At 65.3% G+C, this 18,356-nt stretch carries 12 protein-coding genes; 9 read left to right on the forward strand and 3 right to left on the reverse strand.

The features are described from left to right. Positions 1-972 (reverse strand): MATE family efflux transporter (locus tag BSTEL_RS10805; protein ID WP_034530322.1); only part of this gene is annotated, 972 nt, incomplete at its 3' end. A gap of 514 nt (positions 973-1,486) precedes the next feature. Between BSTEL_RS10805 and BSTEL_RS12260 the strand changes: the two genes are divergently transcribed. From BSTEL_RS12260 to BSTEL_RS10815, 3 genes are all read left to right on the forward strand, one after another. Further along, on the forward strand, positions 1,487-1,933 hold the full coding sequence (locus BSTEL_RS12260; protein ID WP_156963304.1) for a hypothetical protein: 447 nt from the start codon (positions 1,487-1,489) through the stop codon (positions 1,931-1,933). Between the two features lie 81 nt (positions 1,934-2,014). Next, positions 2,015-2,779, forward strand: a complete 765-nt coding sequence (locus BSTEL_RS10810; RefSeq protein WP_034530323.1) for an aspartate kinase — start codon at positions 2,015-2,017, stop codon at positions 2,777-2,779. Positions 2,780-2,848: 69 nt separating this feature from the next. Next, a complete protein-coding gene (locus BSTEL_RS10815; protein ID WP_034530330.1) occupies positions 2,849-3,418 on the forward strand; it encodes an ACT domain-containing protein in 570 nt (189 codons plus the stop codon). A 957-nt stretch (positions 3,419-4,375) separates the two neighbouring features. Here the strand turns inward: BSTEL_RS10815 and asd are convergent. Beyond that, a complete protein-coding gene (gene asd / locus BSTEL_RS10820) occupies positions 4,376-5,470 on the reverse strand; it encodes an aspartate-semialdehyde dehydrogenase (RefSeq protein WP_034530325.1) in 1,095 nt (364 codons plus the stop codon). Between the two features lie 170 nt (positions 5,471-5,640). Here asd and BSTEL_RS10825 point away from each other — a divergent pair, with 170 nt between their 5' ends. From BSTEL_RS10825 to BSTEL_RS10850, 6 genes are all read left to right on the forward strand, one after another. Continuing rightward, positions 5,641-6,261, forward strand: a complete 621-nt coding sequence (locus BSTEL_RS10825) for a DUF5701 family protein (RefSeq protein ID WP_034530326.1) — start codon at positions 5,641-5,643, stop codon at positions 6,259-6,261. A gap of 141 nt (positions 6,262-6,402) precedes the next feature. Further along, positions 6,403-8,943 (forward strand): PASTA domain-containing protein, encoded by a 2,541-nt coding sequence (locus tag BSTEL_RS11585; protein WP_051923084.1) that lies wholly within the window; start codon positions 6,403-6,405, stop codon positions 8,941-8,943. Positions 8,944-8,998: 55 nt separating this feature from the next. Further along, entirely contained in the window at positions 8,999-11,434 is a 2,436-nt protein-coding gene (locus BSTEL_RS10835) for a PASTA domain-containing protein (protein ID WP_156963305.1), read from the forward strand. Between the two features lie 69 nt (positions 11,435-11,503). Continuing rightward, complete coding sequence (locus BSTEL_RS10840) at positions 11,504-13,900, forward strand: PASTA domain-containing protein (protein ID WP_156963306.1); 2,397 nt, start codon at positions 11,504-11,506, stop codon at positions 13,898-13,900. A gap of 29 nt (positions 13,901-13,929) precedes the next feature. Continuing rightward, complete coding sequence (locus BSTEL_RS10845; protein ID WP_051923085.1) at positions 13,930-16,233, forward strand: PASTA domain-containing protein; 2,304 nt, start codon at positions 13,930-13,932, stop codon at positions 16,231-16,233. Between the two features lie 119 nt (positions 16,234-16,352). After that, entirely contained in the window at positions 16,353-17,753 is a 1,401-nt protein-coding gene (locus BSTEL_RS10850) for a metallophosphoesterase family protein (protein WP_034530328.1), read from the forward strand. Positions 17,754-17,821: 68 nt separating this feature from the next. Here the strand turns inward: BSTEL_RS10850 and BSTEL_RS10855 are convergent, their stop codons facing one another. Next, positions 17,822-18,280, reverse strand: coding sequence for a DUF4234 domain-containing protein (locus BSTEL_RS10855; RefSeq protein WP_051923086.1), 459 nt, complete (start codon positions 18,278-18,280; stop codon positions 17,822-17,824). Between the last annotated feature and the right edge of the window lie 76 nt (positions 18,281-18,356).

Consider the following 18,356-nt stretch of genomic DNA (forward strand, 5'->3'; position numbering starts at 1 on the left):
GCGCGCACCGGCGCGACGTCGCGCGCCGAGTTCCGCGGCGACGAGCGCCTGCCCGGCGATGCCGATCGCGTCGAGCATGTTGAGCACGAAATTCCACGTCGCGTTGACCGCCTGGTATGCGGCGAGCACGGTCACGCCCATGCGCGCGGCGAGCATGACGGTCGCGACGAGGCAGGCGCGCAGGGCGAGCGTGCGCAGGAACAGCGGCACGCCGTCGCCCGCGCTGTGCGCGATGCCGGCGAGTCGCGGCCGCACGGACGCGCCTTCCGCACGCGACCACAGGATCGCCGGCACAGTGAGGAAGACGCCCATGAACCATTGCGCGATGAGCGTGGCCGCGCCGGAACCGGCGATGCCCCAGCCGAGCGCGATGACGAACAGGATGTCCAAGAGCGTATTGACGATCGCGCCGGCGACGGCGGCGATCAGGGTGATGCGCACCTTCTGGAGTCCGCGGAAGATGCCGTTCGCCGCGTAGACGAGCAGCATGCCCGGCAGGCCGAAGACGATCGCGTCGAGATAGCGTTCCGCCTCGTCGAGGACAGGGCCTTCCGCGCCGAGCGCGGCGCACAGCGGCCGGCCGGCGAGGAACAGGATGACGGACACGATGATGCCGATGCCGAGCGCCAGCCACATGCCGTCGATGCCGGCTTCGAGGCCTTCGCGCCGGCGGCCCGCGCCGATGAGCCGCGCCACCTGCGAGGTGGTGCCGTAGGCGAGGAACACGCACAGTCCGACGGTGGTGAGGATGATCGTCGAGCCGATGGACAGGCCGGCGAGCGAGGCTTCGCCGAGATGGCCGACGATCGCCGTGTCGATGAGGATGAACGCGGGTTCGGCGATGAGCTGCCCGAACGTGGGGATCGCCAGCGCCGCGATCCGCGCGGTGGTGCGGCGGGTGGATGGCGCGGCGGCGGGCGGGGTGGTATCGGCCGGGGTTGGCTGGTGGCCGTTGTCCGTGTCAGTGGTCATCTCGTGTGTTCCTGTTCCATGGTCCTACGCGTCGATGTGCGGTCGTTGCCTGCGTTTTCCGACCGTCCACTGTAGTCGTCGATGGGACTGGGGGATTCCGGCCTCTTGGCTCCCCTTGCAGGGGAGCTGTCGGCGTAGCCGACTGAGGGGTAGTAGCCGCTTCGCCGGCGTGGCGCAGCCCCGTTCACCCTCCGTTCACACGTGATTCCGGTGCTGTTACCACGGTGTTACGTGTCGCGCAAGTCGGTGTCCATGGTCGGGAAAGTAATCCACACGTTATCCCCAAGTTATCCACCAAGTTATCCCCATAGTGTGGATAACTCAGTGGATGTATGGCGGCAAACCGGGGTGAAAATGTGGATAACTTTTTCTTATCCACAACGCCATTCGGCGTGTCGCGGTGTTGTGGTGGTCGATTGTGGACAACTCGGTGGATAACCACCCATTTTCCCACATTTAGTTGTGGACAACCCTCCCATGCGCCATATCTATGGTGGATAACCGAAGGTAGCGAATGACCGCGGATTCTACTTTCAACAATCCTCCGCGCGATTCTGGTGCGCTGAAAGGGCGTTTCGCGCACCATTCTCGCGCCGAGGGGAGCGGGGCGGGACGTTTGCGCTGGGGGTTGTGTTGGTGGGTGTCGCGCAAAACGAAAGACCCGGCCGATGGGGGCCGGGTCTTTCGCGAAGGAGAGAGAGGAAGAAGAAAGAAGGTGTTCAGTTATCGTTATGGGGACGCGAAGAAGGAATCGTCCTCGCCGGTCCGCTTCCGCCGCCGTGGTGATGGGGTTCGCCTTGGTGGCTTCCGTTCGCCGGTGATTCCATATAACCGCGCGAACCTCAACGCAACGATGCGAAAACCTTGGAGCACCATGGCAATCCCCATGGGATACGCCGTCAATCCCCGCGTGTCCGCATGGTGGCGCGGGTTCGCGGGCGGTTCATGCCGCTCCTTATAATCATTGCGTTTACGTAGCATATGCGGCAAACGCTCCCGTCCCACGAGAAGGCGGGAGGCAGCGGAAGAAGATTGGATAGCAGTGGCTCTCATCGTGCAGAAGTACGGCGGCTCGTCGGTCGCCGATACCGATTCGATCAAACGTGTGGCCAAGCGCGTCGTCGAAACGAAGAAAAAAGGCAACAAGGTCGCCGTGGTCGTCTCCGCGATGGGCGACACCACCGACGATCTCATCGACCAGGCGCTGAGCATCGACTCCAACCCGCCGGAACGCGAGATGGACATGCTGATGACCGCCGGCGAACGCATCTCCATGAGCCTGCTCGCCATGGCCATCCACGCGGAAGGCAGCCGCGCCCACTCGTTCACCGGACAGCAGGCCGGCTTCTTCACCGACGCCCGCTACGGCGCCGCACACATCAAAGCCGTCAAGCCGGACCGCGTGAAGAACGCGCTCTCCCTCGGCGACGTCGCCATCGTCGCCGGATTCCAAGGCATCAACGCGAAGGGCGACGCGACCACGCTCGGCCGCGGCGGCTCCGACACGTCCGCCGTCGCGCTCGCCGTCGCGCTCGGCGCCGACATCTGCGAGATCTACACCGACGTGGACGGCATCTTCACCGCCGACCCGCGCATCGTGCCCACCGCGCGCCGCATCCCGTACATCGGCTACGACGCGATCCTCGAAATGGCGTCGTGCGGCTCGAAGGTGCTCGCGCTGCGCTGCGTCGAATACGCGCAACGATTCAACATGCCGCTGCACGTGCGCTCCTCCTTCTCGCACCGTCCCGGCACGCTCGTCGTGCCCGAAGGCGTCGACCCGCGCAGCCTGCCGAACATCGACTGACGCGACGCGACATCACGATTGAACAGTAACGCAACGAAACGCAACGAAACCGAAAGCGACATCATCACCATGAGCGACAACAACGACAACAAATCGATGGGCGACCTGTTCCCCGACCTCGGACCGGAGGCCCCGGTCATCTCCGGCATCGCACACGACCGCAGCGAGGCGCTCGCCACCGTGCGCGGCGTGCCGAACGAGCCGGGCATGGCCGCGAAGGTGTTCACCGAGCTGGCCGCCGCCGGCATCAACGTCGACATGATCGTGCAGGCCGGCTCCTCCGCGGGCACCGCCGACATCTCCTTCACCGTGCCGGAGGCGTCCGTCAAGGCTGTCGAGAACGCGCTGCTCGACGCGCATGACGCGCTCGACTACAAGTCCTTCGACGTCGATCCGAACGTCGGCAAGGTCGCGGTCGTCGGCGTCGGCATGAAGACCCACTCCGGTCTCGCCGCCAAGTTCTTCCAGGCGTTGAGCGAGAAGGGCATCAACGTGCTGATGATCTCCACCTCCGAGATCCGCATCGCCGCGCTCGTGCCGCTCGACCAGCTCAACGAGGCCGTCAAGGCCCTCCACACCGCCTACGGCCTCGACGCCGACAAGGTGGAAGCCGTGGTCTACGGCGGCACCGGTCGCTGATTTTCCGGTAGGCGCGACTGCCGGATCTCCGGTGGACTTCCGGCAGTCGGCCGTTTCTCCGAGGATTCCGGTCGAACGCCCTCCCGCTTTGCGCGGGAGGGCGTTTTTGTACGACGACCGAGACCATCCGAACCTCACGGTCGCGGCGGCACGCGGCCTACCGTCATCAGTCTTCGGCACAGCCGGGGAATTTTTCTTCTATGGAAGAAAAATTCTGGAAATTGCGGATGATTTCTTGCGTGGAAGAAAATGGCGGTCGGGGAGGTTGGGCGTGTGCGCCACACGAGGGTGCGGGCGGCGTTGTGTGGCGCGGGGGTGCGCCACACAACGAGGGAAAGCGCTGAATGACGGTGGTGTGGCGTGGATTCGGGGTGGAAGATGCCCGGATTCGTGCCACACGAGCCCCATGTGGGCGGATACGAGGTTGCGTGGAGCGGGGGTGTGCCACATTGCGTTGAAAGACCCGTGTTCGTGGTTGCGTGGCGCGAATCCGCGCCACATAAGAGCGAAATCCGCGAAATGATGCGCGTGTGGCGCGGTGCCGTGCCACACAACCGTTTCGGCACCCTTGTGTGGCGCAGCGGTCCGTGTCTAGCAGCAGTCCATGGCGCAATAGTCCGTGGGCGCAGCAGTCCGGTGTAGTCGTATTCGGTGTGGCGGATATCGCGAAACCGGCGCCTCCATGGTTACTTGGAGATTGTGCCGGACAATGGCGGAACGCGCGCGGTAGGAGGTGCAAGGAATCATGCCGGCCAATGCGGGAACGCGCTGTTTTGCGCGTAGCCGGCGGAGCGGCATGCCGGACAATGCAAAAGCGCGGATGATAACGGTTGGCCGGCATGAAACCATGCCGGCCAATGCGAAAGACCCGTGCCGCGGACTCATCCGGCGGACACGGGCCTCTTTATGGGCATCTAGGCGTGGGAGGTGACTCCCCGGAACGGCCGAACCTTCGGCTTACTTCTTCGTGATGTAGCCCAGCGCCTTGAGCATCTCGGCGCACTCCAGCGCGCCGCCGGCGGCGCCGCGCAGCGTGTTGTGGGCGAGGCCGACGAACTTCCAATCGAAGATCGAATCCTCGCGGAGGCGGCCGATCGAGACGCCCATGCCGCCCTCATAATCCACGTCCAGCTTGACCTGCGGGCGATCGTCCTCGGTCAGGTACTGGATGAAGTGCTTCGGCGCGTGCGGCAGGCCGAGATGGGCCGCCTCCGACGTGTAGTTGACGAGACGGTCGACGAGCTCCTCCTTCGTCGCCTTCTTGCCGAAGTTGATGAACACGGTCGCGGTGTGGCCGTCGAGCACGGGAACGCGGATGCACTGCGACGTAATGCGCAGCGGGCCGTCGAACGGGACGATCTCGCCCTTCTCCGCATCCACGTGGCCGAACACCTTGAGCGGCTCCTTCTCGCTCTTCGCTTCCTCGCCGGAGATGAACGGGATGATGTTGCCCACCATCTCGGGCCAGTCCTTGAACGTCTTGCCCGCGCCGGAGATCGCCTGGTAGGTGCTCACGACCACCTCGCGCGGCTCGAACTCCTTCCACGCGGCCAGCGCCGGCGTGTACGCCTGGATCGAGCAGTTCGGCTTGACGGCGATGAAGCCGCGCGTCGTGCCGAGACGCTTGCGCTGATGCTCGATCACCGCGAAATGCTCCGGGTTGATCTCCGGCACGACCATCGGCACATCCGGAGTCCAGCGGTGCGCGCTGTTGTTCGAGACGACCGGCGTCTCTGTCTTCGCGTAACGCTCCTCGATCGCGCGGATCCGGTCCTTCGGCATGTTGACCGCGGAGAACATGAAGTCGACGCCCTCGGCGACCTTCTCGGCCTCGTCGCCGTCGACCACCGTCATGTGCTTGACGTACTCGGGCATCGGCGCTTCCATCTTCCAACGGTCGCCGACCGCCTCCTCATACGTCTTGCCCGCGGAGTGCGCGGACGCGGCGAGCGTCGTCACCTCGAACCACGGATGGTTCTCCAGCAGCGTGATGAAACGCTGGCCGACCATGCCGGTCGCGCCGAGCACGCCGACCTTCAGTTTTTCGGACATAGCAAACCCCTTGGGTGAGATGGATGGGCGATTACACACGTGGATATCTATTCTACGGAACCGTCCGGGGCGCGGCATACGCGTTTCCGCATGATGGCCTGCGCGCGGTGCGGTGGTGCGGGCGCGGTACGGTGGTGCGGTACGCCGTTGCGCGCGGTACGCTAGGAGGCATGTCGATTGCATCTCAGGAAGCGCGCAAACAGCTTGACCGGATCGTGGCGTTGGGGTACCCGGATGTGGCGGATATGAGCGCCGCCGCGTTCCGCGCGCTCGCGAACCCGCTCATCGAGGCGCTGGAACATTCCGATCTCGGCACGAACATCCTGCTGGTGCCGACGCGCGAGCTGGTCTCGCCCGAATCGCTGATCGCGCGAACCTCCATCTACCGCATGGCCGGTTTCACGACGATGCCGCCGCGCGACATCGCCAGCTTCCTGCCGCAGGACGGCTTCGAGCCGCCGGAGGGGCCGTTCTATCTGGTCGTCGACCCGCATACCGGCACCTGCTACGTGAACCGCGAGCCGGATGTGGCGCGCAAGCTCATCGATTCGGACGAGCGTCTGCCGCTCACGTTGGAGGAGGGGCTCGCAATCGCCACGCAGCATCCGGAATGGCTGCTGGAGAAGAACGGCTTCAACCTGCTTGGTTCGCGTTCGGCGGACGGCCGCGTGCCGAGCATCTGGATGAGCCAGAACGCGCCGCGACTGGGCGCGGTCTGGCCGAATTCGCGCCACACGTGGCTCGGCAACGCGTACTGCATCGCAAGGCGCGGCGTGAGCCTGTTCATCTGACGATTTCCGACGGCGGTCGGCGATGTCCGCCGCGACACGCCGAAACGCCGTTGCGCCGCGTTTCCGGTACATATCTACCGGCGATATGCGCGGCGGGTAGACTGAGGGCAGTTCATCGTTCATGGAGAGTAAGGAACGAAGATGATCTGCACGAGATGTGGTGCCGCCAACGAGGGTGGCTACAGGTTCTGCGCCGAGTGCGGTGCGCCGCTGCCTCAGGGCGATGCGACGGTCACGGGCGGCGTGTCGGGTTCCGGCGTGCCGGGGCCGGTCCCCGCGGCTCCCGCCGTGCCGCCCGTCCCCGGCCCGTCGGGCGCGTCCGTGCCGCCGCGTCCGTCCGTGCCGATGCCCGGTGCGCCGGTTCCGGAGCCTGCTTCGGCACCGCTCCCGGCGTCCGTGAATCCCGCCGATGCCGCGGCGACGACCATGCTGCCGCCGGTCGGTCCCGGCGGCGCGCTTCCCGGCGGTGACGCCGGTTCCGGTGACGGTGGTGCGCAGACCGTCGCGAAGAAGAACCGTCTGCCGTTGATTCTCGCGATCGTCGTGGCGGTGTTGGTCGTCGTCGGCGGCATCGTCGCGTTCCTCACCTACCGCAGCGAGGTATGGGGCGGCAAGACGCTGCCCGATCCGGCGTCCGTCGCGACGACCGTGACCGATGCGAAAGGCAAGAAGAAGGCGTCCGTCGTCAAGGCGAAGGACGTGACCGAGGCGCTGAAGGCGAAGGGATTGAAGACGAAGACCGTGCCCGTCTTCTCCGGTTCCGACAAGGGCGTGTTCCTCGGCTATTCGGGTGCGAAGCAGGGCGACCGCGTGGACGCGGGGTCGACGGTGGTCGTGCAGGAGTCCGCCGGTCCGGGCGTGCCGAAGGACACGGTCGGCAAGAACGTGAACAAGGTGGTCGACCTGTTCGCGCAGATGGGCGTGCCAATCCACTACAAGCAGGTCGTGATCTCCTCCGACAGCAAGACGCCGGAGGGGCAGGTGAGCACCACCTACCCGGCGCCGGGCGTGGGATTGACCGATGACGAGATGGAGAACGGCATCTACATCGGCGTCGCCTCGAAGGGCGACGGCATCCCCGTCGACGTGATGGGCATGGACAAGGACAAGGCGGTCAGCGAGCTCGAATCGCAGGGCTACGACGTGGAACTGGAACCGCACTACTCGTCCAAGCAGTATGTGGGCAAGATCTCCGGCTCCTACCCGGCGCCCGGCTCGTCCCTGAGCTCCGGCGACAGCGTGACGCTCTACTACGGCGTCGACAAGTCCAGCAACATGGATCTGCTCACCAAGACCACCGGCTCCGGCGATTACGCGATGGACGTCGTCAATAGCAACGCCACGCCGATGATCGGCATGTACTGCAAGTCCGAGGTGAAGGACGCCTCCAAGGACTGCATTACATTGGAGGAGGCCGATGGTCCGTACGGCGATAGCGCGGGCGGCGGCTTCATGCAGATCAAGGGGCATGAGCCGTCGAACGACTTCGACGCGTTGGGACTCAACAACTTCTCGCAGGGTACGGACGGCGTCATGGTCTCCACGAAGGGTACCGGCGGATACATGAAGGAGAGCGACCTGGCGATGGCGAACCACCTGCTGCTCGGCAAGACCGGCGCGTTCGAACTGTACGCCGGCATGGGCCTGCCGAACTGCGGCGACACGGTGATGACCGCCAACTTGGGTGAATACTGCCGTTCCGGCAGCTACGGCAGGGTCTCCAATCCGAATGATCTGCCGAGCGGCAAGAACAGCGGTGAGACCTTCAACATGAAGGACTTCCTCGTATACGTGCCGGTCGGCGCGGACGTGAAGTCGCTCGAGGATTCCGGCTACTTCGATTCGAAGGCCCTGGAATCCGCGAAGAAGCAGAAGGCCGTCGACACGTCGCGTCCGTTCATCGTCATGCGCGACCCCAGCCTGTACAGCGAGACCAAGGTCTCCGCGGACGACACGAGCTACCTCAAGAACCCGTTCGTGCCGACCAACGACAAGGGCACGAACCATCTCGTCGGCATGAAGCCCGCGCCCAGCGACTCGACCGTGTACTACCTGGTCGAGCAGAACGGCGACCTCGACTGGGATTCCCTGCCTGACGCGAAGGTGAAGCAGACGAGCACGAAGCAGGATTCGTCCGACGATTCCGGCAAGTCCTCGAAGACGGACAAGACCCTCGCCGAGGCGATGAAGGCCGGCGCCGCCGAATACGGGATGGGCTCCGGCGCGGGCGCGTGGGGCGCGAGCCTCACCATCAACGTGGACGGCACGTTCAAGGGTTCGTACTACGACACGAATATGGGCGATACGGGCGACGACCACCCGAACGGATCGCGCGACGAGTCGAGCTACACCGGCAGGTTCAAGTCGGCGAAGAAGAACGGCGACGGCACGTACACGCTGCAATGCGATGCCGGCGCGTTCAAGATCGACGGCAAGGTCGGCACGTCCCGCATCGAGGACGGTGTACAGGTGAACACCGTCAAGCCTGTCGGTATGGACCCGTGCGGCGAGTTCACGCTCTACCCGAAGGGCTACGACACGTCGAAGCTCAGCGACGACCAGCTCATGTTCTCCGGAGGCGCCGCCAGCACGGTGGCCAACTCGTCCGAACTGCCTGGTCCGGCGTTGTACAACACCGAATCCTCGGACATGGAATACACGTTCTTCGACTTGGGCAACTGAGTTCTGATATGTGTGGTCCGGCATCCTGGGGCCGGATCGGAAAGGAGCGTAACCGATGTTCTGCGATCAATGCGGCATGCACAACGATGACGGCGCACGGTTCTGCGGGCGCTGCGGTGCGCCATTGACGGGTGCCGTCGGCGGCACCACCGGTTCCGCCGACGGGCCCACCGGTTCGCACCGACCGGGGGCGGGGCCCCGCACCGTGCCCATGCCGAATGGCCGTCCGGTTCCACTGGCGGACGGCACCGTACTCGACGGCATGCCGGCACAGGCCCCGCACGGCGGACAACCGCCGGTGCCGATGCCCGGACCCGTGCCGTCTCCGGCCGGTGGTCCCAGTCCTGCGGCCAACGGATCATCCGGTACGCCCGGTACGCCCGGCGGAGGCCCCGCCGCCGCGACGGCCGCCCCGCGCAACCGCAAGCCGCTCATCATCGCGATCGTCGCCGCGCTCGCCATCGTCGCGGCGGCGCTGGTAGCCTTCCTCACCTACCGCGCCGAGGTGTGGGGCGGCAAGACGCTGCCCGATCCGGCGTCGATCGCCAAGGAGGTGACCGACGCGAACGGCGGCAAGGCGTCCGCCGTGAAGGCGAAGGACGTGACCGACGCGTTGAAGGCCAAAGGCCTGACGACGAAAACCGTCAAAGTGTATTCCGGACAGGACGTCGGCACGTTCGTCGGCTACTCCGGCGCGCAACAGGGCCAACGCGTGAAGGCGGGCAGCACCGTCACCGTCGAGGAGTCCGCCGGCCCCGGCGTGCCCGAAGGCACCGTCGGCAAAAACGTCGACCAGATGACCGAACTGTTCGCGAGCATGGGCGTGCCCATCCACTACAAGAAGATCATCGTCACCGACACGAAGCGGATCCCCGAGAACCAGATCGTCGCCACGTACCCCGCCGACGGCCAAGGCGTGCCCGAAGACCGGCTTGACGACGGCATCGACATCGGCGTTGCCGTGAAGGGCGACGGCATCGGCGCGGACATCATCGGCACGGACAAAAGCAAGGCGCAATCCGATCTCGAATCGCAAGGCTACGACGTGACCCTGCACCCGCGCCTCGCCTCCAAGGCGAACGTCGGCAAGATCGTCGGCTCCGACCCTGCACCCGGCAGCGACGTGTCCAGCGGCGCCAGCGTCACGCTGTACTACGGCATCGACGCGAGCGGCGTGAAGGACGCGTACACAGACACCAAGAGCGACAGCGTCTACGGCGACGGGCTGCTCGGCTCGTCCGCCGTGGCCGCCGGCACATGGTGCAACAACGCGGGCGACTGCATCACCTTCGACGCGAAGAACGAGGATTCCCAATACGGCAACGGGCAGATCCCCTACGGGCAGGGCCGCGACGGCATCGACTACGAGCGCAACGGCTACGACGACATGCTCATCGCCTGCGACGCCGTGCAGCAGGCATACTGCAGCAACAAGCAGGCCGGCTATCTGATCGACGGCGACACCGGCGCGTTCGAACTGATGCCGCATCAGAGCCTCACCGGCTACTTCTGCGGCGACGACACACCGAAGGGCGGCGACGGCTCGTTCCTCGGCGGATGCACCGGCGACTACGGGTACAGCGGCGGCACCTTCGACTTCGACAGTGTGATGCAAGGCGCGCAATACCGCATGCAGGACATGTACGTGGTCGTGCCGGTCGGCGCGAAACTCGACCAGCTGGAAGCGAACGGCTACTTCGACAAGACCGCGCTCGCGGACGCGAAGAAGGCCAAGGCCGTGGACACGACCCGCCCGTTCCTGCTGTACCGCGACCCGAAGCAGTACGACAAGACCACCGTCGACATCACGTCGATGGACATGCAGAACCCGTTCGTGCCGTACAACGGATACAGCGGCGACGAGGCCGGCGTGACCAAGTTCAAGCCGGCCCCCACCGACGCGTCCGCCTACTATCTCGTCGGAACCGGCACCTCCTACGACTGGTCGTCCCTCCCCGACGCCCAGGTGAAGCAGCCGAGTGCGAAGCAGTCCGGCAACGGGTCCAACGGTTCGACCGGCACCGCCTCGTTCAAAGGCGTGGCCGGCACATACCGTTGGGAGAACGGCGACGGATCGGATTACACCGAAATCGTCGTGAAAGCCGATGGCACGTTCTCCGGCAAGAACAGCGTGGCGAATCCCGGTCCCGGCCAGTCCAACGCGACCGCGGATCGCGTGGAATCCAAATTCCAAGGAAAGTTCAAGTCGGCGAAGAAGAACGATGCCGGCGGATACGACCTGCAATGCGACGCAGATGCACTGAAACTGGCCGATTCGACATCAGACAAGAGTTCCAATCCCTATTGGGCCGTCGATCCGTGCACCACATGGCACTGGTATCCGGCAGGCACTCCATATGACGACATGGACACGAAAGTCGAAGTCAAATCATGGCTGGTCTCGGTTTCGGGAGAGGACGGCGACTCGTGGAAGACCCCGTTGCTCATCAACGACGGCGGCAAGGCCACGTTCCAGAGCTACCGGCAATAGACGATACGACGCATATCGGCATATCCCGATACGTAAAACGACAACCGAGAGAAGAAGGAGCAAGGTCTGATGTTTTGCGAGCAATGCGGTACGCGCAACGATGACGGCGCGCGATTCTGCGTGAAGTGCGGGGCGGCGTTGAACCCCGCGGGCGGTGCGGCGGCGGGGCGTCCGTCGGTGCCATTGCCCGGCTCGGTGCCGTTGCCGGGTGCCGCGGGAGCGCGGCAGGCCCCGGCACCGGTTCCGACTCCCGTGCCGTCCGCGACACAGACCGCCGCGACCGAAGTGCTGTCGCCGGTACCGGCCGCGCCCGCCGGCCCCGGCGGCGTGCTCCCCGGCGGTGCCACCGGTTCCGGTGACGGCGGTGCGCCGACCGTGGCGAAGAAGAGCCGTTTGCCGTTGATTCTCGCGATCGTCGTGGCGGCGTTGGTCGTCGTCGGCATCGTCGCGTTCCTCACGTACCGCAGCGAGGTGTGGGGCGGCAAATCACTGCCCGATCCGTCGTCGCTCGCCAGCGAGGTGAAGGATGCGGACGGCAAGAAGGCGTCCGTCGTCAAGGCGAAGGACGTGACCGCGGCGCTCAAGGCGAAAGGCCTCAGCACGCGCACGGAGAAGGTGTTCTCCGGAGCGGACAGCGGCACGTTCGTCGGCTACGGCGACGGCGTGAAGCAGGGCGACCGCGTGAGCACGAGCACGACCGTCGTCGTGCAGGAGTCCGCCGGTCCGGGCGTGCCGAAGGGCACGGTCGGCAAGCAGGCCACGAGCGTCGTCTCCACGCTCGCGAACATGGGCGTGCCCGTCCATTACAAGCAGATCATCGTCACCGACACGAAGAAGACGCCGGAAGGCACGATCATGGCGACCTACCCGAATCAGGGGCAGGCGGTCGCCAAAGACGAGATGGATGATGGCATCTACGTGGGCGTCGCCACGAAGGGCGACGGCCTCGGCGCCGACATCGTCGGCAAGGATGTGGACGACGTCGAATCCGACCTCGAATCGCAAGGCTACGACGTGACCATCGAGAAACGCTTCTCGTCGAAGAAGAACATCGGCAAGGTGACCGGCTCCGACCCGGCGCCCGGCTCCTCCCTCGACTCCGGCGACGACGTCACGTTGTATGAGGGCATCGGCGCCGACGACGTGCAGGAGGCGTTCTCCTACGATTCGCCGGAGACCGGCACCCACATGATGCTCGGATCGTCGGCCATCGCAGCCGGCACATGGTGCCGGAACGACGGCGACTGCATCACGCTGGACGGTGAATCCGCGGATCTCGGGCCGGGCTCGCTGCCATACGAGAAGGGTCGTGACGGCACGGATTACGGTGAATACGGCACGTTGACCGCCTGCGCCAACATATCCGACCCGTACTGCGGCAACGATGCGTTCCTGCTCAAGCAGAACGTCGGCGCGTTCGAGGAGATGCCCTACGAGAGCCTCACGAACTATTGGTGCGACGGCACCAAACAGCGCAACAGCTCATCATCCTGCTCCGGCAAGGCCGAATACCACATGCAGGACTACTTCCTGATCGTGCCGGCCGGGTCGAAGCTCGACCAGCTGGAAAGCGACGGCTATTTCGACAAGTCCGCATTGGAGACCGCGAAGAAGGAGAAGAAGGTCGACACGGACCGTCCGTTCCTGCTGTACCGTGACCCGAAACTGTACGACAAGACCACGGCCTCCCGTTCCAGTTCCAGCACGCCGAACCCGTTCGTGCCGTTCAACATGAACGAGAACACGAAGAACGACATGGTCGGATTCAAGCCGGCGCCGAGCGATGCGAGCGCGTACTATCTCGTCGACTCCACCGGCGACTACGACTGGTCGTCGCTCGCCGACGCGAAGATCGACACCGGCTCCGACGGCACGAAATCCGGCAAGAAGACCGGCGACGCCGACACGAAGTCGAAGAAATCCACCAAGGACATGTCTCTCTCCGAGATCCGCTCCACGCTCGACGATGGCGACTTCACGCCGATCTCCGGCAAATACTGCATGAAGGACAATTCGTTGTGCCTCACCATCGACAAGAAGGGCAAGGCCACGGAATCCGGCACGCAGGGCTTCTCGCTGAGTCCCGACGATCCGAAATCGACGACGCTGCACGCCGTCACCTATGGCACGGACACCGACGGCTGGTGGGACGTGCCCGAGGACGTGGGCATCGAGCTCATGGGGCCGGACAGCGATTATCGGTGCGGTAGCGAGAAAGGCGGCCAAGCCTGCTACGGCAGTGGATCATCGTACGCGGAATACCAGATTCAGCGGCCCGCGGACATGGTCTACGTGCCGGCCGGAGTCAGCAGCGACAAGCTCGAAGGACTGGCCAAGTCGTCATACAATGACTCGCAGGTCGCCGGGCAAGCCAAGCCGGACAGCTCCAAACCGTTCATCAAACTGCTGGCCTATCGCATGAACATTCCGCCCACGGACGAGAACGTGCTCTACCTCGTCGAATAGACGGTCCTCGAACAGGAAGGAACAAGATCATGACGTGTTGGCGGTGCGGCGCGGTCAACGACAAGGCCGCACGATTCTGCACGGAATGTGGAGCGCCGTTGCCTGCGGACGGCACGGTGCCGTTGCCTCCGGCACCGTCCTATACGACGGCATCGTCGAACACCATTCCGCCATCGTCCGGACCGTCCGTCACCGTCACACCCGCCGTCCCGCATCGTCGCCGCGCCCGCACCGCGCTGATCGTCGCGTTGGTCGCGGCGATCGCGCTGGTGGTGACCGGCGGCGGCCTGCTGGTCGGCTACCAGACCGGCGTGTGGGGCGGCAGGACGCTGCCCGATTCGGCGGACCTGCCATCCACCACGGTCACGGACGCCGACGGCAACAAGACGTCCGTCGTCAAGGCGAAGGACGTGACCGCGGCGCTCAAGGCGAAGGGGCTCACCACGCGCACGGAGAAGGTGTTCTCCGGTCAGGATGCGGGCACGTTCATCGGATACGGCGACGGTGTGCGGCAGGGCGACCGCGTGCGCGCGGGAGCAACCATCGTCGTGCGGGAATCCGCCGGTCCCGGCGTGCCGAAGAACGCGATCGGCACGCAGAAGGACGACCGGAGCATGGCCGCCACGCTCGCGAATATGGGCGTGCCGCTCCACTATAAGAAGGTCATCGTCAGCGCGGACAGCAAGACGAAGGAGAACGAGGTCGTCGCCACGAATCCGGCCGCCGGGCAGCCGGTCGCGAAGGATGCGATGGACGACGGCATCACCATCGGCGTCGCGGTGAAGGGCGACGGCGTTCCCCTCGACATCGCCGGCATGGGAAAGGACGAGGCGAAGACCCTGCTCGAACGGCAAGGCTACGACGTCACGCTCGAACCGCATTTCGCCGCGAAACGGTACATCGGCAAGATCTCCGGCTCCGACCCGGCACCCGGCACGCCGCTCGAATCCGGCGAATCCGTCACGCTGTACTACGGGGTCGGCGCCTCCGACGTCAAAGCGCTGTTCAGCGAGCAGCAGGACGGCTACGAGATCGTGAAACAGGATTCCGGCCCCATGCTCGGCACCTACTGCAAGGCACAGGTCTCGGACCGGAACAAGGACTGCATCACGTTGGAGCGAGGGCCGTCGCCATACGGCGGTTATTCGGGGACGGACGCCGGGTACCTCCAGATCAAAGGCCGCGAGCCGGACAGCAAATACGATGTGTTCGGCATGACCAACTACTCCCAGAATCCAAGCTCCAACATGTTCGGCTCCATCAGAGGAGAGTCCGAAGACCAGATGCCGATGAGGAACCATCTGCTCATCAAGAATTGGGGCATGTTCGAACTCTATGCGGGCATGGGGTTGGCGAACTGTGGCGACGTGACCGACGTGTTCGGCGTGGGGCAACACTGTGAAGCGGGCAAGTACAGTACCTATGATCCGAATGACGGTTTCCCCTCCAGCGGCAGCACAGGCCTCACGTACAAGATGAAGGACTTCCTCGTCTACGTGCCGGTCGGATCTGACCTGCAGAAGCTTGAGGATTCCGGCTACTTCGACTCCGGCGCACTGGCGGCGGCGAAGAAACAGAAGACCGTGGACACGTCGCGCCCGTTCATCATCATGCGCGACAAAAGCCAATACCGGAAGACCGAGGTTTCGGCCGACGGCATCAAAGTGCCGAATCCGTTCGTGCCGGGCAACTTCGACGGTGACGGCACGAACCATCTCGTCACGATGAAACCCGCGCCGAGCGATGCCACCGTCTACTATCTCGACGATGCCGCCGGCATCGACTGGTCGAAGCTCGCCGACGCCGAGCCCCCAGCCCAATACGAAGCGGTCGACGGCGGCTCGAACGGTTCCAGCGACTCCGGCAGCTCCAGCGCTGCGGCGAAGGCGATGTTCAAGGAGGTCGCCGGCAACTATTCGTGGCCAAGCGCGGCGATCTCCCGCACCGATCTGACCCTGCGTTCCGACGGCACGTTCCACGCGGCCTACACGGTCGCCGACGACGAGAACGTCGCGCATCTGAACCCGGACACGCCTTCCACCACGGTGAGCGTCACCGGCCGGTTCTCCTCCATCAGGAAGACCGGCACCGGATACACGCTCAAATGCGACGCGGAATCCCTCAAGGTCGTGGACGGCGGCGCCGACAAGGCCAAGAAGGGCAGTGGCATGGCGCCATGCGGCACGTGGCGCTGGTATTCCGGCGACACCACGCTGGAGGAGGTCCGCGACGTGACGGGCGCCTGGGGCGTGGGAGGCCTCGACCCCAGCCGCAAGGCCGTCGTCCTGGCCGCCGACCACGGTTCCGGCGCGCTGTTCCTCCGCATGTCATGACGTGCCGCCGCATCGCGTAACCGGGTTGCGTGGCGCGGGTTGCGTGGGCGCGGCATGGTCGTCGCGTCGTGCCGCCCATCACACCGCACGGCCCCGCCCACGCGACTAGACTGGGTGCCATGACACTGCGTTTTCGCAAGGACGGCACGTTCCGCGTGCTGCAGATGGCCGACATCCAGGACAAGCCGGAGGTCGACAAGGACACGATTCGTCTCATCGAGGAGGCGATCCACGTCGCCGATCCCGATCTCGTCGTCTTCACCGGCGACCAGATCCGCGGCTACGATCCCGCATACATCGACACGTTCCTGCGCCGCCGGGGTGAGAACCCCGGCGCGCGCGTCCGCCTCGTCACCGAGATCGAGGCGAAACTGCAGGGCGTGCGGCGGCGCATGGCGCAACGCCGCGACCCGAGCGTGCCGCCCGTCGACGACGTCGTCACGCTCGACGAGCTCATGGACGACACGCGGCGCAAGGTGCGCGCCACGTTCGCCGCGTTCCTCGCGCCGGTGATGAACGCGGGCGTGCCGTTCGCCGCGACCTACGGCAACCATGACTTCCAGTGCGGCATCCTCGCCGACGAACAGGACGACATCTACCGCGAATTCCCCGGATGCATGAACCCGGACGCCTTCGCGCCGGACGCCGACGACCTCGCGTTCGAACCGGGCACGTTCGCGATGCCGGTCGAAGCGTCCGACGGGTCGGGGCGCATCGCGATGAGCGTCACGATGATCAATTCCGGCGACTACGCGGACCGGAACACGCCCGCCGAACGCGACGCGCAATACCCGCTGTACGCGGCGAACCCGCGCCGCCTCGACCTGGCCGATTCCGACGGCTACGGCACGCCGTCGAACGACGCGATCAACTGGCTGGGCGACGCGCAGGCCGAACTGCGCGGCCGCAACGGCGACGGCAGACCGGTGCCGACGATCGCGTTCCAGCACATCCCGCCGCAGGAGTTCTACGACGTGTTGAAGGAGGTACCCGCCTGGACGCCGAACGCGGTGGAGGGCGCACGTACGCACGCGGGACGCTGCTACGTGCTCGACGAAACCAAATGCCTGCCCGGCTCGCGGCTCGGCGAGGCCATCGGATGCGCCGACGAGAACGCGGGCGAAGTCGACGCGATGCGCGAGGCCGGCGGCTATTTCGCGCTGTTCTGCGGCCACGACCACAAGAACGCGTTCGTCGGGCACGCGGACGGCATCGACCTCGGTTATGCGCCGACCTGCGGATTCGAATGTTACGGGCCGAAGTCACGCTATCGCGGCATCCGCCTGTTCGAATTCCACGAGGAGAACCCGGCCGACTACGTGACGCACATGCTCACGTGGGGCGATCTGGTCGGCCGCTACTCCGGCAACGAGCTGCGCGTCTGGTTCGAGGACCACTGCGTGACCGACGGCGCGACCGTGCGCAACGAGCTGCGTCGCCCCGAGGTGTTCGCCACGATCGCCGCAATCGCCGGCGCGGGCGCGTACTGGCTGACGCGCGCGATACGACGACGGCATTGAAACGGCAAACGCCGCCGCGACAGCATTGCCGCGGCGGCGTTTTTCCGTTTCGTTGATTCGGATTTGATTCAGATGCCGCGCTGGTTGTAGTCGGCGCAGAGGTCGTTCATCGCGTGCAGCAGCTTGTACATGTAGATGAACGGTCCGACGCCGCACAGGAGGATGCCGAGCACGCCCCACAGCCAGTACGTGGCCGCGGTGACGGTCGGCTGCATGCCGCGCGCCTGCTGTTCGTCGCCGATGCGCGAGCTCATGCGGTGGTACCACACGAACCAGCCGATGCCGAGCGTGATGCCGCCGACGAGGAAGAACATGAGGCAGTAGTGCATCGTGCGCTTGCCGTCACGGCGTGACGCGATGAGGTTCAGCGTCTCGCCGATCTCGCTCATCTGCCAGATGTCGTAGATGCCGAACGTGACGATGCCGAGCAGGATGTATTTGAGCAGGCTGCGCTTCGTCTTGAGCTGGCGGGCGAGCGGCGCCTGCACGACGTTGACGACGGTGGGCTGCTGCGGCGCGGGCTCCATCGCGGTGGCGGCGGGACCCTGCGGCGGAACCGCGGAGCCGGCGCCACCGGCCGGCTCGGACGGGGACGGCGCGGCG

Source organism: Bifidobacterium stellenboschense, from assembly GCF_000741785.1.
In the GTDB taxonomy this organism is placed as follows: Bacteria; Actinomycetota; Actinomycetes; order Actinomycetales; family Bifidobacteriaceae; genus Bifidobacterium; species Bifidobacterium stellenboschense.